Origin of the sequence: Rouxiella chamberiensis (assembly GCF_026967475.1) — a bacterium.
Taxonomy (GTDB): domain Bacteria; phylum Pseudomonadota; class Gammaproteobacteria; order Enterobacterales; family Enterobacteriaceae; genus Rouxiella; species Rouxiella chamberiensis.
On sequence record NZ_CP114058.1, the window covers coordinates 2,795,836 to 2,817,304 of the forward strand.

Annotated in this window: 22 protein-coding genes and 2 pseudogenes; 14 read left to right on the plus strand and 10 right to left on the minus strand. The window is 54.8% G+C overall.

From position 1 onward, the window contains the following. The first annotated feature begins 2 nt into the window (after positions 1–2). From cyoB to O1V66_RS12995, 5 genes are all read left to right on the plus strand, one after another. Complete coding sequence (gene cyoB, locus O1V66_RS12975; RefSeq protein WP_045046053.1) at positions 3–1,994, plus strand: cytochrome o ubiquinol oxidase subunit I; 1,992 nt, start codon at positions 3–5, stop codon at positions 1,992–1,994. Then, positions 1,984–2,601 (plus strand): cytochrome o ubiquinol oxidase subunit III, encoded by a 618-nt coding sequence (locus O1V66_RS12980; RefSeq protein ID WP_045046052.1) that lies wholly within the window; start codon positions 1,984–1,986, stop codon positions 2,599–2,601. Before cyoB ends, O1V66_RS12980 begins: the two co-directional genes overlap by 11 nt. Continuing rightward, entirely contained in the window at positions 2,598–2,930 is a 333-nt protein-coding gene (locus O1V66_RS12985) for a cytochrome o ubiquinol oxidase subunit IV (RefSeq protein WP_045046051.1), read from the plus strand. The genes O1V66_RS12980 and O1V66_RS12985 overlap by 4 nt, the downstream gene beginning before the upstream one ends. Positions 2,931–2,947: 17 nt before the next feature. Next, a complete protein-coding gene (gene cyoE, locus O1V66_RS12990) occupies positions 2,948–3,835 on the plus strand; it encodes a heme o synthase (RefSeq protein WP_045046050.1) in 888 nt (295 codons plus the stop codon). Positions 3,836–4,046: 211 nt separating this feature from the next. Continuing rightward, complete coding sequence (locus O1V66_RS12995) at positions 4,047–5,411, plus strand: MFS transporter (protein ID WP_045046049.1); 1,365 nt, start codon at positions 4,047–4,049, stop codon at positions 5,409–5,411. 77 nt (positions 5,412–5,488) lie between these two features. Here the strand turns inward: O1V66_RS12995 and O1V66_RS13000 are convergent, their stop codons facing one another. The 3 genes and pseudogenes from O1V66_RS13000 to O1V66_RS13010 form a co-directional block, all read right to left on the minus strand. After that, a complete protein-coding gene (locus O1V66_RS13000) occupies positions 5,489–5,980 on the minus strand; it encodes a YajQ family cyclic di-GMP-binding protein (RefSeq protein WP_045046048.1) in 492 nt (163 codons plus the stop codon). Between the two features lie 119 nt (positions 5,981–6,099). Next, complete coding sequence (locus tag O1V66_RS13005) at positions 6,100–6,423, minus strand: AzlD domain-containing protein (protein WP_045046047.1); 324 nt, start codon at positions 6,421–6,423, stop codon at positions 6,100–6,102. Next, positions 6,420–7,098: pseudogene (locus O1V66_RS13010) on the minus strand (AzlC family ABC transporter permease). Before O1V66_RS13010 ends, O1V66_RS13005 begins: the two are co-directional and overlap by 4 nt. Positions 7,099–7,200: 102 nt before the next feature. On the opposite strand from O1V66_RS13010, the gene O1V66_RS13015 reads away from it, so the two are divergent. From O1V66_RS13015 to O1V66_RS13035, 5 genes are all read left to right on the plus strand, one after another. Then, positions 7,201–7,749, plus strand: a complete 549-nt coding sequence (locus tag O1V66_RS13015) for a helix-turn-helix domain-containing protein (protein ID WP_045046045.1) — start codon at positions 7,201–7,203, stop codon at positions 7,747–7,749. A 229-nt stretch (positions 7,750–7,978) separates the two neighbouring features. Next, positions 7,979–8,893, plus strand: coding sequence for a 2-dehydropantoate 2-reductase (gene panE, locus O1V66_RS13020; RefSeq protein ID WP_045046044.1), 915 nt, complete (start codon positions 7,979–7,981; stop codon positions 8,891–8,893). Next, complete coding sequence (yajL, locus tag O1V66_RS13025) at positions 8,853–9,443, plus strand: protein deglycase YajL (RefSeq protein ID WP_045046043.1); 591 nt, start codon at positions 8,853–8,855, stop codon at positions 9,441–9,443. Before panE ends, yajL begins: the two co-directional genes overlap by 41 nt. A gap of 127 nt (positions 9,444–9,570) precedes the next feature. Continuing rightward, a complete protein-coding gene (locus O1V66_RS13030; RefSeq protein ID WP_045046042.1) occupies positions 9,571–10,008 on the plus strand; it encodes a hypothetical protein in 438 nt (145 codons plus the stop codon). Positions 10,009–10,166: 158 nt separating this feature from the next. Then, positions 10,167–10,889: an acid phosphatase gene (locus tag O1V66_RS13035; RefSeq protein ID WP_045046041.1), complete on the plus strand. Its 723-nt coding sequence runs from the start codon at positions 10,167–10,169 to the stop codon at positions 10,887–10,889. Between the two features lie 73 nt (positions 10,890–10,962). On the opposite strand, the gene thiI is transcribed toward O1V66_RS13035, so the two are convergent. Beyond that, positions 10,963–12,411 carry a tRNA uracil 4-sulfurtransferase ThiI gene (gene thiI / locus O1V66_RS13040; protein ID WP_045046040.1) on the minus strand — a complete coding sequence of 483 codons (1,449 nt, stop codon included), beginning with the start codon at positions 12,409–12,411 and terminating at the stop codon, positions 10,963–10,965. Positions 12,412–12,631: 220 nt separating this feature from the next. Between thiI and xseB the strand changes: the two genes are divergently transcribed. The 4 genes from xseB to O1V66_RS13060 all read left to right on the plus strand — a co-directional run bounded on the left by xseB (position 12,632) and on the right by O1V66_RS13060 (position 16,911). Then, complete coding sequence (gene xseB / locus O1V66_RS13045; RefSeq protein ID WP_269127650.1) at positions 12,632–12,886, plus strand: exodeoxyribonuclease VII small subunit; 255 nt, start codon at positions 12,632–12,634, stop codon at positions 12,884–12,886. A gap of 6 nt (positions 12,887–12,892) precedes the next feature. After that, complete coding sequence (ispA, locus tag O1V66_RS13050) at positions 12,893–13,822, plus strand: (2E,6E)-farnesyl diphosphate synthase (RefSeq protein ID WP_045046039.1); 930 nt, start codon at positions 12,893–12,895, stop codon at positions 13,820–13,822. Between the two features lie 68 nt (positions 13,823–13,890). Next, a complete protein-coding gene (gene dxs, locus O1V66_RS13055) occupies positions 13,891–15,753 on the plus strand; it encodes a 1-deoxy-D-xylulose-5-phosphate synthase (RefSeq protein ID WP_045046038.1) in 1,863 nt (620 codons plus the stop codon). A 183-nt stretch (positions 15,754–15,936) separates the two neighbouring features. Beyond that, positions 15,937–16,911 (plus strand): aldo/keto reductase, encoded by a 975-nt coding sequence (locus O1V66_RS13060; protein WP_045046037.1) that lies wholly within the window; start codon positions 15,937–15,939, stop codon positions 16,909–16,911. 93 nt (positions 16,912–17,004) lie between these two features. Here O1V66_RS13060 and pgpA read toward each other — a convergent pair whose 3' ends face one another. From pgpA to nrdR, 6 genes and pseudogenes are all read right to left on the minus strand, one after another. After that, complete coding sequence (gene pgpA, locus O1V66_RS13065) at positions 17,005–17,499, minus strand: phosphatidylglycerophosphatase A (RefSeq protein ID WP_045046842.1); 495 nt, start codon at positions 17,497–17,499, stop codon at positions 17,005–17,007. 86 nt (positions 17,500–17,585) lie between these two features. Next, a pseudogene (gene thiL / locus O1V66_RS13070) lies at positions 17,586–18,573 on the minus strand (thiamine-phosphate kinase). Between the two features lie 92 nt (positions 18,574–18,665). After that, positions 18,666–19,079, minus strand: coding sequence for a transcription antitermination factor NusB (gene nusB, locus O1V66_RS13075; protein ID WP_045046035.1), 414 nt, complete (start codon positions 19,077–19,079; stop codon positions 18,666–18,668). 20 nt (positions 19,080–19,099) lie between these two features. Beyond that, complete coding sequence (gene ribH / locus O1V66_RS13080; RefSeq protein ID WP_045046034.1) at positions 19,100–19,570, minus strand: 6,7-dimethyl-8-ribityllumazine synthase; 471 nt, start codon at positions 19,568–19,570, stop codon at positions 19,100–19,102. A gap of 180 nt (positions 19,571–19,750) precedes the next feature. Next, the gene (ribD, locus tag O1V66_RS13085) at positions 19,751–20,893 is read right to left on the minus strand and encodes a bifunctional diaminohydroxyphosphoribosylaminopyrimidine deaminase/5-amino-6-(5-phosphoribosylamino)uracil reductase RibD (RefSeq protein ID WP_045046033.1); all 1,143 of its coding nucleotides are present in this window, start codon (positions 20,891–20,893) and stop codon (positions 19,751–19,753) included. Positions 20,894–20,920: 27 nt separating this feature from the next. Then, entirely contained in the window at positions 20,921–21,370 is a 450-nt protein-coding gene (nrdR, locus tag O1V66_RS13090) for a transcriptional regulator NrdR (RefSeq protein WP_045046032.1), read from the minus strand. Positions 21,371–21,469: the final 99 nt, after the last annotated feature.

Genomic DNA, 21,469 nt, shown 5'->3' on the forward strand with positions numbered 1-21,469 from the left:
AGATGTTCGGAAAACTTTCGCTAAGTGACATTCCATTTGACGTTCCTATCGTTATGGTCACTGTTGCCGCAATCATTCTGGGCGGTATCGCTCTGCTTGCAGCAATAACCTATTTCGGTAAATGGAAATATCTATGGACCGAGTGGATCACTTCGGTTGACCACAAAAAACTGGGTATCATGTACATCATCCTTGCGATTGTCATGCTTATCCGTGGCTTTGCCGATGCCGTAATGATGCGTACCCAACAGGTTATGGCATCTGAAGGCAGCCCTGGCTTCCTGCCGCCTCATCACTACGACCAAATCTTTACCGCGCACGGCGTTATCATGATCTTCTTCATGGCGATGCCTTTCGTAATCGGTCTGATGAACGTGGTGGTTCCGCTACAGATCGGTGCGCGCGACGTTGCGTTCCCGTTCCTGAACAACGTCAGCTTCTGGTTCACCGCCGTCGCCGTGGTACTTATCAACATCTCTCTGGGTATTGGTGAGTTCGCACAGACTGGCTGGCTGGCCTATCCGCCGTTGTCAGGCAAGGTGTACAGCCCTGGCGTGGGGGTCGACTACTGGATATGGAGTCTACAGATATCCGGTATCGGGACCTTGCTGACGGGTGTCAACTTCTTCGCGACCATCCTGAAGATGCGTGCGCCTGGTATGCCGCTCATGAAAATGCCGGTATTTACCTGGGCTGCACTGTGCACCAACGTGCTTATCATTATCTCGTTCCCGATCCTGACCGTGACGATAGCACTGCTGACGCTTGACCGTTATATCGGTACCCATTTCTTTACTAACGATATGGGCGGCAACATGATGATGTACATCAACCTGATTTGGGCCTGGGGCCATCCGGAAGTGTATATCCTTATCCTGCCAGTGTTCGGTGTGTTCTCTGAAGTCACTGCAACCTTCTCCAAAAAACGCCTGTTTGGTTACACCTCACTGGTATGGGCAACGATTGCCATCACCGTGCTTGCGTTTATTGTCTGGCTGCACCACTTCTTCACCATGGGTTCAGGCGCCAACGTCAATGCCTTCTTCGGCATCATGACGATGATCATTTCTATCCCTACCGGGGTAAAAATCTTCAACTGGCTGTTCACCATGTATCAGGGTCGTATTACCCTGAACGCAGCAATGCTGTGGACCATCGGCTTTATCATCACCTTCTCTGTGGGTGGTATGACCGGCGTTCTGCTGGCAGTTCCAGGTGCCGACTTCGTTCTGCACAACAGTCTGTTCCTGATTGCGCACTTCCATAACGTTATTATCGGCGGTGTGGTATTTGGCTGCTTCGCAGGTCTGACTTACTGGTTCCCTAAATCTTTCGGCTTCACGCTGAACGAAACCTGGGGTGTGCGCGCGTTCTGGTTCTGGATTATCGGCTTCTTCGTTGCCTTTATGCCGCTTTACGCACTGGGCTTCATGGGTATGACGCGTCGTATCAGCCAGGACATCGACCCGCAGTTCCACACCCTGCTGTGTGTTGCCGCGTTCGGTGCCTTCCTGATTGCCTGTGGTATCGCCTGTATCTTCATCATGTTCTTCGTCTCCGTACGTGACCGTGAGAAGAATCGCGACCTGACCGGTGACCCGTGGGGTGCACGTACTCTGGAGTGGGCAACCTCTTCTCCTCCTCCGTTCTACAACTTCGCCATCGTGCCACATATCCACGACCGCGATGAGTTTTGGGACATGAAAGAGAAAGGTACCGCTTATGTGAAACCAGAAAAATATGAAGAAATTCATATGCCAAAAAACAGCGGCGCGGGCTTTGTCATTGCCGTGTGCAGCCTGGCCTTCGGTTTCGCAGCAATCTGGGACATGTGGTGGTTGGTTATCGTTGGCTTCCTGGGTGTAGTGATTACCTGGATCTGGAAAAGCTTCGATGAAGATGTCGACTACTACGTACCTGTTGCAGAAGTAGAACGTATCGAAAACGAACATTATGAAAATATCAGCAAAGCGGGCGTGAAATATGGCAACTGATTCTCTGAATCCTCATAGCACGGTTGATCCGGAGCATGGGCACCACGACGCGGGTGAGACCAAAGTCTTTGGCTTCTGGATTTACCTGATGAGTGACTGCGTACTGTTTGCAAGCCTGTTTGCAACCTACGCCGTACTGGTACACGGGACCGCTGGTGGTCCCGCTGGTAAAGACATTTTCGAACTTCCGTTTGTGCTGGTCGAAACGTTCTGCCTGCTGTTCTCGAGTATTACTTACGGCATGGCCATGCTGGGCATGGAAAAAGGCAACACCGGCTCTGTGAAGGGCTGGTTGTTTGTGACCTTCCTGTTCGGTCTTGGCTTCATCGGGATGGAACTCTATGAGTTCCACCACCTGATTGCCGAAGGTTTCGGTCCTGACCGCAGCGGCTTCCTGTCTGCATTCTTTGCACTGGTCGCCACGCACGGTCTGCACGTAACCTGTGGTCTTATCTGGATTATCGTGATGATTATCCAGGTTAGCCGTCGCGGTCTGAGCGAAACGAACAAGACCCGTCTGATGTGTCTGAGCCTGTTCTGGCACTTCCTTGACGTGGTCTGGATCTGTGTGTTTACCGTAGTTTATCTGATGGGAGTTCTAGCATGAGTCATTCAGCCACCTCTCACGGCGGTTCAAGCCACGGTAGCCTGAAGTCTTATCTGACCGGCTTCATCCTGTCTATCATCCTGACGGTTATTCCGTTTGCGATGGTGATGAGTGATACAGCGTCGCATTCGCTGATCCTGGGTACGGTAATTGCTTCGGCAGTCATCCAGATCGTCGTTCATCTGGTGTACTTCCTGCACATGAATACGTCGTCGGAAGCACGTTGGAACCTGATCGCGTTCCTGTTCACCGCTGTGATTATCTTTATCGTCGTTGTGGGCTCACTGTGGATTATGTATAACCTCAACCTCAATATGATGGTCAGTTAAAAGCCGAGCTGCATGTGATGATTAAGAAATACCTGCAAGTAACTAAGCCAGGAATTATTTTCGGTAATTTAATTTCTGTCGTCGGGGGATTCCTCCTTGCTTCCAAAGGAAGCATCGATTTCCCTCTCTTTCTCGCTGCATTTGTTGGCGTCTCGTTGGTTGTTGCTTCGGGCTGTGTGTTTAACAACTACATAGACCGCGATATCGACAAGGTAATGGAAAGAACGAAGAACCGAGTTCTGGTAAAAGGACTTATACCGCCGAAAACCACCCTGGTTTACGCTACTATCCTGGGTATTTTAGGCTTTGCGCTGCTGTACGTTGGCGCCAACCCGTTGTCTATGTGGTTGGCGGTAATGGGCTTTGTGGTTTATGTCGGGATTTATAGCCTGTACATGAAACGCAAATCCGTCTACGGCACGCTGATTGGTAGCTTATCCGGCGCTGCGCCGCCGGTTATCGGATACTGTGCCGTCAGCGGTCAGTTCGATACCGGCGCGTTGATCCTGTTACTGATCTTCAGCCTGTGGCAGATGCCGCACTCGTACGCGATTGCCATCTTCCGCTTCAAAGATTATCAGGCAGCGAATATCCCGGTTCTGCCGGTTGTTAAAGGCGTAGCCGTTGCCAAGCATCATATTACGGTCTGGATTCTGGCCTTTATGATTGCCACACTGATGCTGACTCTGAGCGGTTACGCAGGTTATAAATACCTGATTGTCGCCGCCGCCGTCAGCGTCTGGTGGCTTGGCATGGCACTGCGCGGATACAAAACTGAAAATGACATCGTATGGGCCAGAAAGCTGTTTGTTTTCTCCATCGTTGCCATCACTTCACTGAGTGTCATGATGTCTATCGACTTTAACGCCGCAGCACCGAATAGCCTGCTTACCTACGTCTGGTAAGCTTGCGGTGACCCGACAAATGGCCGGTTAACAAACCGGCCATTTTTATTTAAAACTCCAGTATTTCAGTGCCCTCTCCCTCATTGCATTCGCTGTATGACGATTTTTTCTGCCCGACTTGAGAAAACTGAAATATCTGCTAAACATCCAGCAATTTACCTGCACACAAAAAAGACACTACAATGTCGCTGTTTGTCATTTTGAGGTAGTAATGAAAGATAACCAAATGACCCGGCAGGAAAGTCGGGCGACGTGGGGACTAGGGACAGTATTTTCACTCCGCATGCTCGGCATGTTTATGGTTCTGCCCGTTCTCACCACTTACGGCATGTCATTGGCCGGGGCGAGCGAAACACTCATCGGTATCGCCATCGGTATTTATGGGCTGGCACAGGCCATTTTCCAGATCCCCTTTGGTCTGCTTTCCGACCGTGTCGGACGCAAACCGCTTATCGTCTTCGGACTGTTCATTTTCACTGTCGGTAGCATTGTCGCCGCCTGCACCGATTCCATCTGGGGCGTCATTATCGGCCGTGCACTTCAGGGGTCAGGCGCCATTGCCGCCGCCGTGATGGCACTGCTTTCGGACCTGACGCGCGAACAGAACCGCACCAAGGCGATGGCCTTTATCGGCATCAGCTTTGGCATCACCTTTGCCATCGCGATGGTTCTCGGCCCTATCATTACCCATGCCTATGGCCTGCACGCGCTGTTCTGGGCGATTGCCGCACTGACTCTCCTCGGCATCGTGATAACCGTTGCCGTTGTCCCCTCCCCTGCCACTCACATGATGAATCGCGAGTCGAGCATGGTGAAAGGCAGCTTCCACAAGGTGCTGACCAACGGCAAGCTGCTCAAACTCAATTTCGGCATTCTGTGCCTGCACATCATGCTGATGTCGAGCTTTGTCGTGTTGCCGCAGGTGATGGAACGCGCAGGCTTCCCGCCGAGCGAACACTGGCGTGTGTATCTGGTAACGATGCTGACCTCGTTTGTCGCCGTAATCCCGGTCATTATCTACGCCGAGAAAAAGCGCCACATGAAGCAGGTCTTCATGGGTTGCGTGGCTGTGCTGCTGCTGGCCGAGCTGGTTCTCTGGTTCGCCGGTCTGCATCTGTGGGCGGTTATCGCGGGCATTCAGATTTTCTTCCTGGCGTTTAACGTGATGGAAGCGATTCTGCCGTCGCTTATCAGCAAAGAATCTCCGGCGGGCTATAAAGGCACCGCAATGGGACTTTACTCCACCAGCCAGTTTATCGGGGTGGCGATTGGCGGCAGCCTTGGCGGTTACATCTTTGGTCATGCAGGCGCAGGTGCGGTCTTCCTGGTCTGTGCGGCGCTGGCCGTTGTGTGGTTCCTGGTCAGTGCGACCATGTCGGAGCCGCCTTATGTCAGCAGCCTGCGGATCACGCTTTCCGAAGAGGTGGCCCGCGATGCCACGCTTGAAACGCGCATCAAATCCCAGCCTGGCGTCGCCGATGCGGTTGTCGTGGTGGAAGAGTTGAGTGCCTACGTGAAGGTCGATACCAAACTGACCAACCGTCAGGCGCTTGAGGCGTTTGTCGCCGAGGCGTAACAACCTCATAAAAAAAGGGGAGATCGATAATCGATCTCCCCTTTTTATTTGCGCCGCAAAAGCGCCGTGAAACGCGCTTAGTCGCGGAAGTTCTTGAACTGGAACGGCTGGCCCAAATCGCCACCGCGCACCAGCGCCATTACCGCCTGCAAATCGTCACGCGCTTTGCCGGTCACGCGAATTTCGTCGCCCTGAATCTGCGTCTGCACTTTCAGTTTGCTGTCTTTAATCAGTTTGACAATCTTCTTCGCAACGGCGCTTTCGATACCCGAATGCAGTTTGGCATCAACGCTGAAGGTTTTACCGCTGTGAGTCATCTCTTTCGGGATATCCAGAGAACCGCCTTCAATGTTGCGCTTGAGCAGGCTGGCGCGCAGGATGTCCAGCAACTGCTCGACCTGGAAGTCGGAAACGCTGGCGACCTTGATGGACTCGTCTTTTTCGTTTAATTCAAAACTTGCTTCAACGTTGCGAAAATCCCAGCGGTTTGCCAGGTCACGCGTGGCGTTTTCCACGGCGTTGCGAACTTCCTGCATATCGATTTCGGAAACTATATCGAAAGATGGCATCTAGGCTTCTCCCTTAAATGTAATTGTGCGTCTATCTGCGATGACCTCCATGATACCGCCTTCCATCCGCGTTGCCAAAAACTGGAGGGATAAACTGTCGCCGATGATGGTTTTTACGGCTATTTGACCCCAAGCAGACGCAAACCGGCGGTGACGGCAGCGGCCACGAGGATAACCACGATAAGCGGACGTCGGCGCCAGGCAAGATAGGCCGCAACGCCGACGCCTGTGACGCGGGCAAATCCGGCGAAAGCTTCCCCTTCATAAAAGGTCGAGATTGCCGCGACGGCGAGCAGCAGCGTAGTCGCCGCATCGGCCAGCAGCGATTCGGCGGCCGGTGACAGGCTTAACCGACTGCCGAGTTTGTAGCCCGCAAAGCGCAGCAAATAGGTGCCAGCCGCCAGCAGCGCAATACCGGCGATAATAGTCCCATATCCTGTCATTTATGTTTTCTCCATATCGCCAAGCCAAGCAGCGAAAAAAGCACCGGCATACCTGCGGGCACCCACGGAACGGCGGCCATCGACAGCAGCATGCCGGTCACTGCGCGCTTCAGCGTTTGCCGTTTGCGAAGCGCGGAAGCAATCAGCGCGACGAGAATGGCGGGAAAGACTGCGTCTAAACCTATTACCTTGATATCAGGAATAATTTTTCCGAGCGTGCCGCCAAGTAATACGCCCAGCGGCCAGAACACCGCGATACCGATACCGCAGAGCCAATACGCCGCGCGCGACTGGGGCGGTTTTTTTGCGATACGCCGAACACCACGCTTTCGTCATTCATGATGTGACAGCCCAGCAGGGCTTTGAGGCTGGCCGCGCCCTTTTCTCCGACCAGATCCTTAACCGCCATTCCAAACGGCAGATGACGCGCGTTTACCAATAATCCTGCCGCTGCTGCGGCAAAGGGCTTCCGCCGCCCGCCACAACGGTAATAAACAGAAACTCCGAGGCACCGGCGAGCACGAAAATCGACAGCGCCATCGGCACCCAGAGCGGAAATCCGCCTGCGGTTGCCAGTGAGCCATAAGACACCGCCACAATCCCGTCGGCCAGACAGACCAAAAAGATGGCCCTGATAACATCATTGCCTAGCGGCAAAATCCTTCCTGCACGCATATATCCTTCCCAAAACGAACACATTGGCAGTTATAATGAACAATCCATCGCGATCTTTCAAGACGAACGAATCGTTCGATATAAAAAACACTGGTAGCTTTTATGACACAGCCCATCAGCATTATTGCCAAAGCCCTGGTTCGCGAACGTCAGCGGACAGGCTTGTCATTGGCCGAAATCGCCCGCCGCGCAGGGATTGCCAAGTCCACCCTGTCGCAACTGGAGGCCGGAAACGGTAATCCTAGCCTGGAAACACTTTGGGCACTGTGCGTTGCGTTGGATATTCCTTTCGCACGTTTAATGGAACCTCAAGCCAACACGCCTCAGGTGATTCGATTTGGCGAAGGGTTGTCGGTCAGCGCAGAAATGGCCGACTATAAAGCCATTTTACTGGCTACCTGCCCACCGGGCGCGAGACGCGACATCTATATGCTGATTGCGCAACCCGGGGAAGATCGCCACTCCAAACCGCATACCCACGGCGCAGTCGAGCACATTATTGTCACACAGGGCCGTGCATTGATTGGTCCGACAGACGCGCCGGTTGCCTTGAATCCTGGCGACTATATTTGCTATCCCGGCGACCAGCCTCATGTTTTTCAAGCGCTTGAACCTGATACTCACGCAATACTGGTTTTGGAGCAAAGCTGATCCCTTCGTCATGAAGGGGTAAACATAAGGCGCAATAATGTGATCTGTCGCACATAAACAGCTATACTAACACTATAGATTTTACATTTTCGCAACATGTCGCGACGTGTCTCTCAATCAGGCCGTTACTGACATTGTCCGCGCACCGGTCTTTTTGCGCGGCGGCAATCAAGGTTGCCGAAGCAGCCTACAGGCTGTCGGGCGAAAAGGACGGGATAAAGGATTAACGATGAAGATTACGGTATTGGGCTGTGGAGCATTGGGGCAACTCTGGCTTTCGAAGCTTTATCAGCAAGGTCACGACGTTCAGGGCTGGTTGCGCATTCCGCAGCCGTTTTGTGCCGTCAACGTCATTTCCGCCGACGGTCAGGCGTTTAATCGCAATCTGCCGACCAACGATCCCCAGCATCTGGCCGAAAGCGAACTGCTGCTGGTCACCTTGAAAGCCTGGCAGGTCTCCAGCGCGCTGGTGAGCCTGTTGCCGCTACTTGCCGAAAATTGCACCCTCCTTCTGCTGCACAACGGCATGGGCGCTCTCGACGAACTGCCTGCCAGTCAAATGCCAATCCTGCTTGGCGCGACGACCCATGCAGCGCGCCACGAAGGCAACGCGATTATGCATGTTGCTTCGGGCATTACTCATATCGGTCCGGCCAATGCCCACGGCGCGGCGTCGAGTGCGATCGCCGATGTGCTGCACGATGCCTTGCCCGATGTGGCCTGGCATGACAATATCCTGCCATCCCTGTGGAACAAGCTGGCGGTAAACTGTGTTATCAATCCGCTGACGGCTGTTTACAATTGTACCAATGGCGATCTCCTTGCCTATGGCGATCGGATTGAGAAAATCTGTGCCGAAGTCGCGGAAGTGATGGCCATTGAAGGCTACCAGACACACAAAGAGTCGCTGTTGAGCTACGTTTATCAGGTAATCGATACCACCTCGGCCAACCATTCGTCGATGCTGCAAGATATCCGTACCCAGCGCCACACCGAAATCGACTACATTACCGGCTATGTTTTACGCCGCGGCCGCAAGCACGGTTTGCAGTTGCCGGTGAATACCCAATTATTCGAAATGATTAAAAGTAAGGAAAATAATTATGAGCGTTTCGGCACTGGTATGTCTGGCACCTGGCAGTGAGGAGCTGGAAGCCGTTACGGCGATAGATTTGCTGGTTCGCGCGGGCGTCAACGTGACGACGGCGAGCGTGGCAGGCGACGGTAACAGAACGGTTCGCTGCTCGCGCGGCGTGACATTGGTGGCGGACGTGGCGCTGGTCGATGTTGCGGACCACGAGTTCGACGCCATCGTGTTGCCGGGCGGAGTGAAAGGCGCTGAATGTTTTCGTGACAGCCCGCTGCTGGTGGAAAAAGTCAGGCACGTCAATGTCACCGGCAAACTGGTGGCGGCCCTCTGTGCGGCACCCGCGCTGGTACTGGAATTCCATGATCTGTTCCCTGTGGGCAACATGACCGGCTTTCCGGGACTGAAAGACAAGATTTCGCCGAACAAATGGATGGAAAAACGCGTCATGTTCGACCCGCGCGTCAATCTCCTGACCAGTCAGGCGCCCGGCACGGCTATCGAATTCGCGCTGAAAATGATCGACTTGCTGATGGGCAAAGAGAAAGCCGCCGAGGTCGCCAGCCAGCTGGTGCTGTATCCGGGTATTCATAATTATCAGGACTAACCGGCTGACCGCAGGCCGAAAATAGCAGTTTTCGGCCATTTACCTGCACGGTGGCGATAAAGAGCGAAACATATAAGCCGCTGTAAATTATATAAAATATCATGGCCTTTTTTGTAGAGGTCAGTCCATGCAACCTGTCGTTCATTATACCCCGTCGCCCGCCAACTATCCGGTTCTCCCCCTTGACGAAGCACCGCCGAGTTACTTTCAATCCATTTCAACAGATCAAAAAATCGCCCTGCTGGCCGACGCGATTATTGCGCAGTTAACGGAGCTGAAAAACGTCACGCTGCTTATTGAGAGCAATACGTCGGGCTTCAATAAAAAACATCAGAAGGCATTGAAATCGCTCTATAAACTGCACAACAATGCCGACACGCTTTATTCCAAGACACCGGCGCTCGAGTTACTTGAAAGCATTCGCAGACTGGGCCAATCCTCCGCGACCTATAACCTGCGCGAGAATCCCGAGATGAATTTCACGGGTTTCTTTGAAAAGCTGAACAACCACGTCGAGGCGATGGTGGTGTATTCCCATATCATCAAACTCAAGCCTTTGGCCTAAGTTCCAGACTCGGCAAGGAATAAAAAGCGCCTTTACGCGACCCGACTCACAATCGCGGGCTGCCGCCGTTGCACACCTATCAGTGATTGATATGATTTTATTTCTAAATATTTCTTAGAGAAATAAAACGGCTTTCAATCACCTTAGGGAAATCATGCGTGAAGAAAATAACCTCTGCCCTGCTTATTAGTTTGGCATTAAGCGGCCATGCCCATGCCGAAGATAAACATTACCTGACACTGCAAGATACCGCCGACAGCGTGCTGCTGCTCTCTCCGCCTCCTGCCTTTGACAGCGTGGCGTTTCTCGCCGACAAAGCCGCCTATGAACAGGGTAAATACCTGCGCTCGACGCCACGCGGCGCGGTCGCTTTCAGCGATGCCGATTCCAGCGCCGACAACGTCACCAAAAATTTCTCCACGCCGTTCGGCTTCGAGATCAATGCGCAGAACACGCCCGCGACCTATGAGCTGATTTCAACCATGAAAGAAGACGCCGGTGACTACGCCACCAAGGCCGCCAAGGAGAAATACAACCGCATTCGGCCTTTCGCCTTCTTCCACGAACCGACCTGCCGCCCCGATGACGAAAGCAAATTGGCGAAAAACGGCTCCTATCCGTCGGGGCATACCGCAATTGGCTGGTCGATCGCATTGGTGCTCGCCGAAATCAATCCACAGCGTCAAAACGAAATCCTCAAGCGCGGGTTCGATCTCGGCCAAAGCCGCGTGATTTGTGGATACCATTGGCAGAGCGATGTCGATGCCGCGCGCGTTGTCTCCTCGGCCGTGGTTGCCCGCCTTCATGCCAATCCGCAGTTCGCCAGTCAGTTGGCGAAAGCCAAAGACGAAATTGCGAAGCTGAACCAGAATGGCAAATAAACGCTGAAAAGGCGGTTTCCAGAAAGCAGAAAGGGATGGCCGAAGCCATCCCTTTTTCGTCACGACGTCTGGTTTACGGACGGTAAACTTTAACGTTCTTGAAGCCCTGCTCGTGCAGATACAGCGCCTGAAGGCGACTCATCACGCCGCGATCGCAGTACAGCAGATAGGTTTTGCTCTGGTCCATCAGGCTGAATGCCCCGCCCAGCTTGTAAAACGGCAGCGAGGTCACTTCAACGCCGTCAAGCTGCAACGGGCTCTCTTCCTGCTCGTCGGGCGCACGAATGTCCAGCACGACGTCGGTCGCCGCGAATTCGGCCACGGTTTCGACTTCCGCCACTTCCTGCTCGCTCTCTTCGGCAATGGTGCGAATATCCTGATTTCTGGCTTCGGCAATCACCTTTTCCAGAATCGAGAAATCAAACTGCGCTTCTTCCGCTTCGATTTTGCCTTTGATGGCTTTTACCGTCGGACTTTTGGAAATCACGCCGCAGTATTCCGGCATGGTTTTGGCAAAGTCTTCGGTGCCGATTTCACGGGCGATATCGATGATGTGCTGCTTGTCGTGAGAAATCAGCGGACGCAGAATTAGCGTATCGGTCGCGTTGTCGATGAGTCTCAGGTTGGACAGCGTCTGGCTCGACACCTGCCCCAGCGCTTCGCCGGTGACCAGCGCCTGCACGCCGTAGCGTTCGGCAATGGACGACGCCGCACGTACCATCATGCGCTTGAGCACTACGCCCATCTGACCGTCTTCGATTTTCTCGAGGATTTCACCGACCACCGGCTCGAAATCGATGGCAATAAAGCGCACGCGGTGCGAACTGCCAAAACGGTTCCACAGATAATACGCCACCTGCTTCACGCCGATTTCATGCGCTGAACCGCCCAGATTAAAGAAGCAGTAATGCACGCGGCTGCCGCGACGCATCAGCATGTAGCTTGAGACGCCCGAGTCGAAACCGCCGGAAATCAGGGACATTACGTCTTCCTGCGTGCCGATGGGATAACCGCTCAGCCCCTGATAGCGCTGCTTGACCAGCACCAGCTTGTCTTCGTTAATCTCGAGCTTGACGGTCATTTCAGGGTTGGTGAGATTCACCGACGCCGTGGCGATATTCTGGTTCAGGCCGCCGCCGACATAACGCTCGACATCGCCGGAGCTAAAGCTGTGGGTGCCGCGACGTTTAACGCGCACGCAGAAGGTTTTGCCTTCCAGCTCGTCGCGATAGGCTTCCAGCGTCTGCTCGAAGATGTGGTGAACATCGTTGAACGGACGGTCTTCAACCTCCAGCACGTGGTGGATGCCGGGAATACGGCAAAGCAATTCAACAATCTGGTCATGTTTGCTTTCGTCTTTGCTACGAACTTCGATATGATCCCAGTGGCGAACTACCGCCAGGGTCTCATCGTGGCTCTTCACAACGTTACGAATGCTGCTTGCAAGTATCTTAATGAAGCGCAAACGCACAGATTGGCTCTTGATGGTGATTTCTGGGAACAATTTAATGATAAACTTCATGGCAATCTTTTATTGGCTGGTGAAAATACTGGGTCGTAAGTATTTGAATAAGGATCTAGAATCAACTATTGGTAAACGCATGATTCACGGGTTTTGCCCTTACCAATAGTTTCTGCGGCGCGGAGTATAGCACTTTAATTGGGTACTTTGCGCACAAAAGGATGCTCTCCACCGGCTAGTTATCCGCGTCGTACCTTGTACGGCTCCCCGATCTTCGATATTGAAAGAGAATTATGCCAAAAAAGCTGCACCACCTGCCAATTTCGAAACAGCATTGGCTGAACTGGAACAAATCGTCGCTCGCCTTGAATCAGGGGAACTTCCGCTGGAAGACGCGCTGAATGAGTTTGAACAGGGCGTACAGCTTGCCCGTCAGGGACAACAAAAATTACAGCAAGCTGAACAGCGCGTGCAGATCCTGCTCGACAGCGACAACGATGCCCCTTTGCAACCTTTTACACCGGAAGCCGAGTAATTCCCGATGTCCCAAATTGAACAACACATTGAAGCCCCGAGCTTCGGTCATCAGCTTCGCGAGCTGCAACTGCGCGTCGATGGCGTACTTGAAGCCTACATCGACGGCCTGCCCTTTGGCGAAACGCCCCTGGTAGCCGCGATGCGTCACGGCTCTCTGCTCGGCGGCAAACGCATGCGTCCGTATCTGGTTTACGCGAGCGGACAACTGTTCGGGCTGAATCTCGTCAATCTGGACGCGCCTGCGGCGGCCATCGAATGCATTCACGCCTATTCGCTTATCCATGACGACCTGCCGGCAATGGACGACGACGACCTGCGTCGCGGTCAGCCGACCTGTCACGTCAAATTTGGTGAAGCCCATGCCATTCTGGCCGGTGATGCCCTGCAAACGCTGGCGTTTTCAATTCTGGCCGATGTGGAGATGCCCGACGTCGCGGTTAACGATCGCCTGTCGATGATCTCCGAACTGGCGCGCGCCAGCGGTGTGGCCGGCATGTGTGTCGGCCAGGCGCTGGATCTCGAAGCCGAAGGCAAACAGGTTGATTTGGTCGCACTTGAACGTATTCATCGTCATAAAACCGGCGCATTGATTCGCGCCGCCGTGCGTATTGGAGCCTTGGCTGCCGGTGCACGCGGACGCGCCGCGCTGCCGCTGCTTGACCGCTATGCGGAAGCTATCGGCCTCGCATTCCAGGTTCAGGACGATATTTTGGATGTGATTGGAGATACCCAAACGCTGGGCAAGCGTCAGGGTGCGGATCAGCAGCTTGGCAAAAGCACCTATCCCGCCCTGCTGGGCCTGGAAGGCGCACAAGCCAAAGCCAAAGACCTTTATCAGGAAGCCGTTACGGCCCTGGAAGAGCTGGCCACACATTCTTACAACACGGCCCCTTTGCTGGCATTAGCCCGCTTTGTTATCGAGCGCGAAAGCTGATTTCACCCGAATGCTAACGTCGCGATATTTCCAAAAGTACCTGGAAGCGCCTCTTATATGAGTAACCAATGAGTCTTGATATAGCCAAATACCCAACGCTGGCCCTGGCGGAGAACCCCGAAGAACTCCGCTCGCTTCCGAAAGAAAGCCTACCGAAGCTCTGTGACGAGCTGCGTCAATATCTGCTGGACAGCGTCAGTCAGTCGAGCGGCCACTTTGCCTCCGGTCTGGGTACCGTCGAGCTGACCGTGGCCATGCATTATGTCTACAACACGCCTTTCGATCATCTGGTGTGGGACGTCGGCCATCAGGCCTATCCGCACAAGATTCTGACCGGCCGTCGCGACAGAATCTCGACCATTCGCCAGAAAAACGGCGTGCACCCTTTCCCGTGGCGTGATGAAAGCGAATACGACGTGCTGTCGGTAGGCCACTCGTCGACCTCCATCAGCGCCGGTCTGGGCATGGCCGTTGCCGCCGAACGCGAAGGCAAAGGCCGTCGCACGATTTGCGTGATTGGCGACGGTGCCATCACGGCGGGCATGGCGTTTGAAGCAATGAACCACGCGGGCGATATCAAATCCGACATGCTGGTCGTGCTGAACGACAACGAAATGTCGATTTCCGAAAACGTTGGCGCGCTGAACAATCACCTGGCGCAGCTGCTGTCGGGCAAACTTTATTCTCGCCTGCGCGAAGGCGGCAAGAAAGTGCTGTCCGGCGTGCCGCCTATCAAGGAGTTGATTCGCCGTACCGAAGAACATCTGAAAGGCATGGTGGTTCCCGGCACGCTGTTTGAAGAACTCGGTTTCAATTATATCGGCCCGGTTGACGGACACGACGTAGTCGCGCTGACCCAGACGCTGAAAAACATGCGCGGTCTGGCCGGTCCGCAGCTGCTGCATGTCATGACCCGCAAGGGCAAAGGCTACGCGCCTGCCGAAAATGACCCTATCAGCTGGCACGCGGTGCCGAAATTCGACATCGCCAGCGGCACGCTGCCGAAAAGCAAGGAAGGCTTGCCGAGCTACTCGAAGATCTTCGGCGACTGGCTGTGCGAAACTGCGGCCGGTGACAGCAAGCTCATGGCGGTCACGCCTGCGATGCGCGAAGGCTCCGGAATGGTCAAGTTTTCCAAAAGCTATCCGCAGCAGTATTTCGATGTCGCCATTGCCGAACAGCATGCGGTGACCTTTGCGGCGGGTCTGGCTATCGGCGGTTACAAACCCGTTGTGGCCATCTATTCGACCTTCCTGCAACGCGCCTATGATCAGGTTATCCACGACGTGGCTATCCAGAATCTGCCGGTGCTGTTTGCCATTGACCGCGGCGGTATCGTCGGGGCGGACGGGCAAACCCACCAGGGCGCGTTCGACCTCTCCTTCCTGCGCTGCATTCCGAACATGATTATCATGACGCCGAGTGATGAAAACGAGTGCCGCCAGATGCTGCACACGGGATATCACCACCAGCAAGGTCCGGTGGCGGTGCGTTATCCGCGCGGCAACGGCACGGGCGCAACCTGCGAGCCGCTGGCTTCGCTGCCGATTGGCAAGGGCGTCGTGCGTCGTGAAGGCGAAAAGATTGCCATTCTGAACTTCGGGACATTGTTGCCGGAAGCCAGAGCGGCGGCTGAAAAACTCAATGCCACGCTGGTCGACATGCGCTTTGTCAAACCGCTGGACAATGACCTGATCCTCTCCCTTGCCGCCAGCCACGATGTGCTGGTGACCGTTGAGGAAAACGCCATTATGGGCGGCGCAGGCAGCGGCGTGAACGAACTGCTGATGGCGAAACGTCAACCTGTACCGGTACTGAATATCGGGTTGCCGGACCTGTTTATTCCGCAGGGTACGCAGGAAGAAGTCCGCAGCGATTTCGGTCTGGATGCCGCAGGTATCGAAAAACAGATTACCGACTGGCTTGCCTGATTTACCTGATGTCCTCCCCTTTTCGAGTGAACAAAAAGGGGGATTTCTCCTCTCATACCGCCCAGCTTCTCCCCTTCCTGCCGCAGACTGAGCTACAGTTACTCCATACCTGTCTTATTTTTAACGACACTGTTTACCGTCACTGTCTGTCGCACACTGCGACGCACCGAGGTTGGAGAAATCATGCAATACACGCACTTTGGAAGCACCGGTTTAAAGATTTCACGCCTGTGTCTCGGCTGTATGACCTACGGCGAACCTTCTCGCGGCAAACACGCCTGGACGCTGCCCGAAGAGAGTAGCCGTCCGCTCATCCAGCAGGCTATCGACGCCGGTATCAACTTCTTTGACACCGCCAACAGCTACTCCGATGGCAGCAGCGAAGAGATAGTCGGTAAAATCCTGCGTGAATCGCTGGCTCGCGATCAATACGTTCTGGCGACCAAGGTCTATTTCCCGCTGCCTGACCTGAAAGGCGGTCTTTCTCGCGCCTCGATTCTGCAATCAATCGACGACAGCCTGCGCCGATTGGGAACCGACTATGTCGACCTGCTGCAAATCCACCGCTGGGACTATGACACGCCTGTCGAAGAAACCCTCGAAGCGCTTAACGACGTCGTTAAGGCGGGCAAGGCACGATTCATAGGCGCGTCGTCGATGCATGCCTCCCAGTTCAGGCAGGCGCTGGATATTCAGCAGCAGCAGGGTTGGGCGCGATTCGTCTCGATGCAGGACCAGTACAACCTGATTCAGCGCGAAGAAGAGAAAGAGATGCATCCGCTGTGTCTGGAGCGCGATATCGCGGTGCTGCCGTGGAGTCCACTGGCGCGCGGACGGCTGACGCGTCCGTGGGGCGAAACCACGGCGCGATCGGTGTCCGATGAAGTGATTCCTGCGCTTTATGGCGATACGGAAGAAGCGGATGCCAAAATTGCCGAACGTGTGGCGAAAATCGCCGAAGATCACGACGTGCCGCGCGCGCAGATTGCCCTGGCGTGGGTGCTGAACAAACCCGTTGTGACGGCACCGATTATTGGCGCCTCGCGTGCCGGTCATCTGGAAGACGCGATTGCCGCGCTGGATATCACCTTGAGCATCGACGAGATTGCCGAACTGGAGATGGCCTACCAGCCACATCAGGCCACAGGCTACAAATAACGCGAAGCGTCGCCCAGGCATTGACCTAAAGGCTTCGCCATAAAAAAGGGCGTCGTGGATTTTCTCCACGACGCCCTTTCACATTCTGATGGGTTAGAACAGGTTGACCGGCCAGTGATGACCAATCAGATAGATAATGGCGGCCGCAAACACCCCGGCCACCACGTCATCAATCATGATACCCATACCGCCCTGCACATTGCGGTCGAACCAGCGAATCGGCCACGGTTTCCAGATATCCAGAATGCGGAACACCACAAAGCCTATCAGTACCCACTGCCAGTCGTTGGTCGGAATGGCCATCAGGGTTATCCACATGCCGACGAATTCGTCCCACACGATGCTGCCGTGATCGTGCACGCGCATGTCCTTCGCAGTCTGGCGGCACAGATAAACGCCGATACAGATGCTGAACATCACCACCATTGAATAGACCTGCCATGGCAGATAGGTCATCAGGATCCAGAACGGGATCGCCGCGACGGAACCGGCGGTGCCCGGCCCGACCGGGAACAGGCCGCTGCCGAAACCGGTAGCCAGCAAATGCCACGGATTGCGCAGGTTCAGGCGCTTCTTGGCGGCGGCCATGTCTACGGCATCATTACCGGTTCTGCCTTTATGGCGCATCGGGCGCTTTTTATCGCCCGCGTTACCGCTTACTTGCTTGTCTATTGTCACGAGGCAATCTCCTGTGCGAAATGGTCGAATCCCTGCCATTCAAGCTCCACGGTTTCCCCGGAGCGTTGATACTTGATGCCTTCGGACAGCGGCATAATTTGCCCCACGCAGGTAAAACGCACGCCCAGATGCGCGAGCGCCACTTCCAGCGCGCCACGGTTGATTTCCGGCACCGTGAAGCAAAGTTCGTAATCTTCTCCGCCCGTAAGCGCCCACTTCAGCGCCTGTTCGGGTTCGACGTGCTGCTGCATTTCGGCCGAGAACCGGTATGGCGTCGAGATCCAGACGGGCGCCGCAGTCGCTGGCTTTCAGGATATGGCGCAGATCGGAAATAAGGCCGTCGGAAATATCGATAGCCGAATTCGCCAGCTGGCGCAGCGCCTGTCCCTGCAAGACGCGAGGCGTCGGGCGCAGATGGCGTTTGACCAGCGCCGCGCGGGCCTTGTCATCGTCGATGTCGAGACGGTCCTGCAAAATCGCAAGACCCGCTGCGCTGTCACCGAGCGTGCCGGTCACAAATATCCAGTCGCCGACACGCGCGCCGCTTCGCAGCAACGCGCGACCGGTCGGGATCAAACCCTGAATGGTCAGCGTCATGCTTAACGGGCCGCGCGTGGTATCGCCGCCAATCAGCTGCATACCATAGTAATCCAGCTGATCAAACAGGCTGTCGCTGAAGGCTTCCAGCCAGTCGGTGTTCACTTCGGGCAGCGTTAATGCCAGCGACACCCAGGCCGGATCGGCACCCATCGCCGCTAAATCGCTGAGATTGACCGCCAGTGCCTTGTAGCCGAGATCGGCGGGTGAAATCGTTTTAAGAAAGTGGATCCCTTCGACGAGGGTATCGGTACTGACGGCTATTTGCTGTTTGTCAGTTACAGTCAGCAGGGCGCAATCGTCGCCAATGCCTAACTGAACGTCCTGACGTGCCGTTCTGTAACGGTTGAAATAGCGCGCAATTAAATCAAATTCGCCGCATGCCATAGTAGTAGTCCAAATAATGACGATCTGCGTTTTTAGAATGCATTAAGGCCGGATATCCGGCCTTAATGAAACGCGTTCTGTAATGAGGAACCTTACTTCTTGCGAATGTGCGGGCCTGCTTTATCCAGCACACCGTTTACAAACTTGTGGCTATCTTCCGCACCGAAGGTTTTCGCCAGTTCGATGGCTTCGTTGATAGCAACCTTGTAAGGCACGTCCTGACGCTTGCTCAGTTCGAACAAGGCCAGACGCAGAATTGCACGTTCAACCTGACCCAATTCTTCGAGCTGACGAGAAAGGTACGGAGCCATCAGCGCATCGAGCTTCTCGGCAGAGGTGGCAACGCCGGACAGCAGCTCACGGAAATAGGTAATGTCGACATCTTTGACATCCTGCTCGGTCAGGAACTGTAATTCAACATCGGCGATGTCGTTTTTAGACAACTGCCAAGAGTAAAGCGCCTGTACGGCACATTCACGGGCGCGGCGACGAGCAGCAGGTTTCACGGAATTCCCCTTAACTAGATTCAGGCCTTGATGGCCTTGATAACATTGATCATTTCAAGCGCGGTCAGAGCGGCTTCCGCTCCTTTGTTACCGGCTTTGGTTCCCGCACGTTCGATGGCTTGTTCAATGCTTTCTGTAGTCAGCACACCAAAGGCAACAGGGATTTCACTGTTCATCGCAACGCTGGACAAGCCAGAGCTGCATTCGCCAGCAACGAATTCAAAATGGGCGGTACCCCCACGGATAACGGTGCCCAGCGCGATAACAGCGTCGTATTTCTTGCTGTTGGCCAGTACGCGAGTCGCGAGTGGCAGTTCGTAGGCACCAGGAACCCATACAACGGTGATATTGTCATCGGCCACCTGGCCAATACGCTTTAACGCATCAAGGGCGCCGGAAAGCAGGCTGTCGTTGATGAAATTGTTAAAACGGGCGATCGCGATGGCAACCTTCGCGTCTGGCGTAGCGACAACACCTTCAATAACGTTCATAGATATTCCTTGGAATGGGTTAAATCGTTTTGTTTTCTATTAAAAGCTTCGTACTATTCGAACCGACTCAGCCCATGCTTAGCCGCAGGGGGCGGATTCTATCATATTATTCCCCCGCCTGGACATACGGTTTTGTAAACCTGCGCAGACGGGCAATATTCAGGGCGATGACTGTCGAAATCAGTAGACCGGCTTGAGGCGCAAGCGCAGGTCCGGGCCAATCTGGCGGACATCCGTAAACTCGAAATTCGGCGCATCGGCCAGATTTTCGAGTCCGGGCAGAACGCAGAGACCGCGCGCAGTCTCTCCCAGCAGTTTCGGGGCCATATAGACTATCAGTTCATCGACCAGACCGGCCTGCAACAATGCGCCTGCCAGCTCGGCTCCCGCTTCGACCCACACGGAATTCACCTGACGTTTCGCCAGCTGCATCATCAGAATCACCAGATCTACACGGCCTTGCGCATTGGCAGGCACCTGTAGCTGTTCGGTTGAAGACGGCCAGGTTTTGTCGTCGGCCTGCACGCGGGCAAGCAGGGTCCGACCCGGCTGATTGACGAGTCGATGCTGCGGCGTCACGCGATTTTTACTGTCGACAATAACCCGCAAAGGCTGGCGCACCCCCTCGCTCGAGGCGGTATCGGAGGAGACAAAGTCGGCGGGATAGACGCTTTGCGTGTCTTCGTCCAGCTCGGTCCAGCGCACGGTCAGCGAAGGATCATCGGCCAGCACGGTGGCGCTGGTGGAAAGAATGGCTGAACTCTCGGCGCGAAAACGCTGAACATCCTGACGCGCGGCGGCGGAGGTTATCCACTGGCTTTCACCCGAGGCCATTGCGGTTTTGCCGTCGAGCGAAGCGGCGATTTTCAGCTGGATATACGGAAAACCGGTGCGCATCCTTTTCAGAAAGCCCAGATTGATCGCTTCGGCCTGCGCCGGCATCAGCCCGTTGCACACCTCGACGCCCGCCTGCGCGAGGCGATAGAGGCCCCGTCCGGCGACATCGGGATTGGGGTCCTGCATCGCGGCCACCACGCGCGTGATACCGGCATTGAGCAGCGCGTCGGCGCAGGGCGGCGTTCGACCATGATGACTACAGGGTTCGAGAGTCACGTAGGCGGTCGCGCCTTTGGCACGTTCACCGGCCATCCGCAGCGCATGCACTTCGGCGTGCGGGCCACCGGCCTGAATATGATAGCCTTCGCCCACTATCTCGCCATCGCGTACGATAACGCACCCGACGTTGGGATTGGGTGTGGTGGTGAAGCGGCCTTTGCGTGCCAGTTCGAAAGCACGCGCCATGTAAAAGTCGTCGCTGGACATAGCCTTCCCTGTCGTCATGTAAATCGGTTAATCCTGAAGTCGGGCAATCTCTTCGCCAAACTCGCGGATATCTTCAAAGCTGCGGTATACAGAGGCAAAACGGATATAGGCGACTTTATCCAGCCCTTTCAGGGCATCCATCACCAGATTGCCAATCATCTTGGCCGGAACCTCGCGCTCACCGGTGGCGCGGAGCTGGGATTTAATGTGGCTTATCGCCGTTTCGACGTCGTCGGAGCTGACCGGGCGCTTCTCGAGCGCGCGTAAAAAACCGTTGCGCAGTTTGTCTTCGTTGAACGGTTCACGGACTTCGTTGCTCTTGATCACGCGCGGCATGACCAGCTCGGCCACTTCAAAGGTGGTGAAACGTTCGCTGCACACCAGACACTGACGGCGGCGGCGTACCTGGGATCCGTCGCCTACCAGACGGGAATCGATGACTTTCGTGTCAACGGCGGCACAAAATGGACAATGCATAGAACTTCCTGCTCGGATAATATCTGGACAACAGTTTACCGCGAAGTGACGCGACAACAAAGGCTGTCGCAACCTTGACGCACTATCGTGATAAACTTT

Excerpts from the sequence above, each read along its gene's own strand:
- cyoB (WP_045046053.1), top strand. The coding sequence starts at position 3 with ATGTTCGGAAAACTTTCGCTAAGTGACATTCCATTTGACGTTCCTATC.
- O1V66_RS12980 (WP_045046052.1), top strand. The coding sequence starts at position 1,984 with ATGGCAACTGATTCTCTGAATCCTCATAGCACGGTTGATCCGGAGCAT.
- O1V66_RS12985 (WP_045046051.1), top strand. The coding sequence starts at position 2,598 with ATGAGTCATTCAGCCACCTCTCACGGCGGTTCAAGCCACGGTAGCCTG.
- cyoE (WP_045046050.1), top strand. The coding sequence starts at position 2,948 with ATGATTAAGAAATACCTGCAAGTAACTAAGCCAGGAATTATTTTCGGT.
- O1V66_RS12995 (WP_045046049.1), top strand. The coding sequence starts at position 4,047 with ATGAAAGATAACCAAATGACCCGGCAGGAAAGTCGGGCGACGTGGGGA.
- O1V66_RS13000 (WP_045046048.1), bottom strand. The coding sequence starts at position 5,980 with ATGCCATCTTTCGATATAGTTTCCGAAATCGATATGCAGGAAGTTCGC.
- O1V66_RS13005 (WP_045046047.1), bottom strand. The coding sequence starts at position 6,423 with ATGACAGGATATGGGACTATTATCGCCGGTATTGCGCTGCTGGCGGCT.
- O1V66_RS13015 (WP_045046045.1), top strand. The coding sequence starts at position 7,201 with ATGACACAGCCCATCAGCATTATTGCCAAAGCCCTGGTTCGCGAACGT.
- panE (WP_045046044.1), top strand. The coding sequence starts at position 7,979 with ATGAAGATTACGGTATTGGGCTGTGGAGCATTGGGGCAACTCTGGCTT.
- yajL (WP_045046043.1), top strand. The coding sequence starts at position 8,853 with ATGAGCGTTTCGGCACTGGTATGTCTGGCACCTGGCAGTGAGGAGCTG.
- O1V66_RS13030 (WP_045046042.1), top strand. The coding sequence starts at position 9,571 with ATGCAACCTGTCGTTCATTATACCCCGTCGCCCGCCAACTATCCGGTT.
- thiI (WP_045046040.1), bottom strand. The coding sequence starts at position 12,411 with ATGAAGTTTATCATTAAATTGTTCCCAGAAATCACCATCAAGAGCCAA.
- ispA (WP_045046039.1), top strand. The coding sequence starts at position 12,893 with ATGTCCCAAATTGAACAACACATTGAAGCCCCGAGCTTCGGTCATCAG.
- dxs (WP_045046038.1), top strand. The coding sequence starts at position 13,891 with ATGAGTCTTGATATAGCCAAATACCCAACGCTGGCCCTGGCGGAGAAC.
- O1V66_RS13060 (WP_045046037.1), top strand. The coding sequence starts at position 15,937 with ATGCAATACACGCACTTTGGAAGCACCGGTTTAAAGATTTCACGCCTG.
- pgpA (WP_045046842.1), bottom strand. The coding sequence starts at position 17,499 with ATGGCCGCCGCCAAGAAGCGCCTGAACCTGCGCAATCCGTGGCATTTG.
- ribH (WP_045046034.1), bottom strand. The coding sequence starts at position 19,570 with ATGAACGTTATTGAAGGTGTTGTCGCTACGCCAGACGCGAAGGTTGCC.
- ribD (WP_045046033.1), bottom strand. The coding sequence starts at position 20,893 with ATGTCCAGCGACGACTTTTACATGGCGCGTGCTTTCGAACTGGCACGC.
- nrdR (WP_045046032.1), bottom strand. The coding sequence starts at position 21,370 with ATGCATTGTCCATTTTGTGCCGCCGTTGACACGAAAGTCATCGATTCC.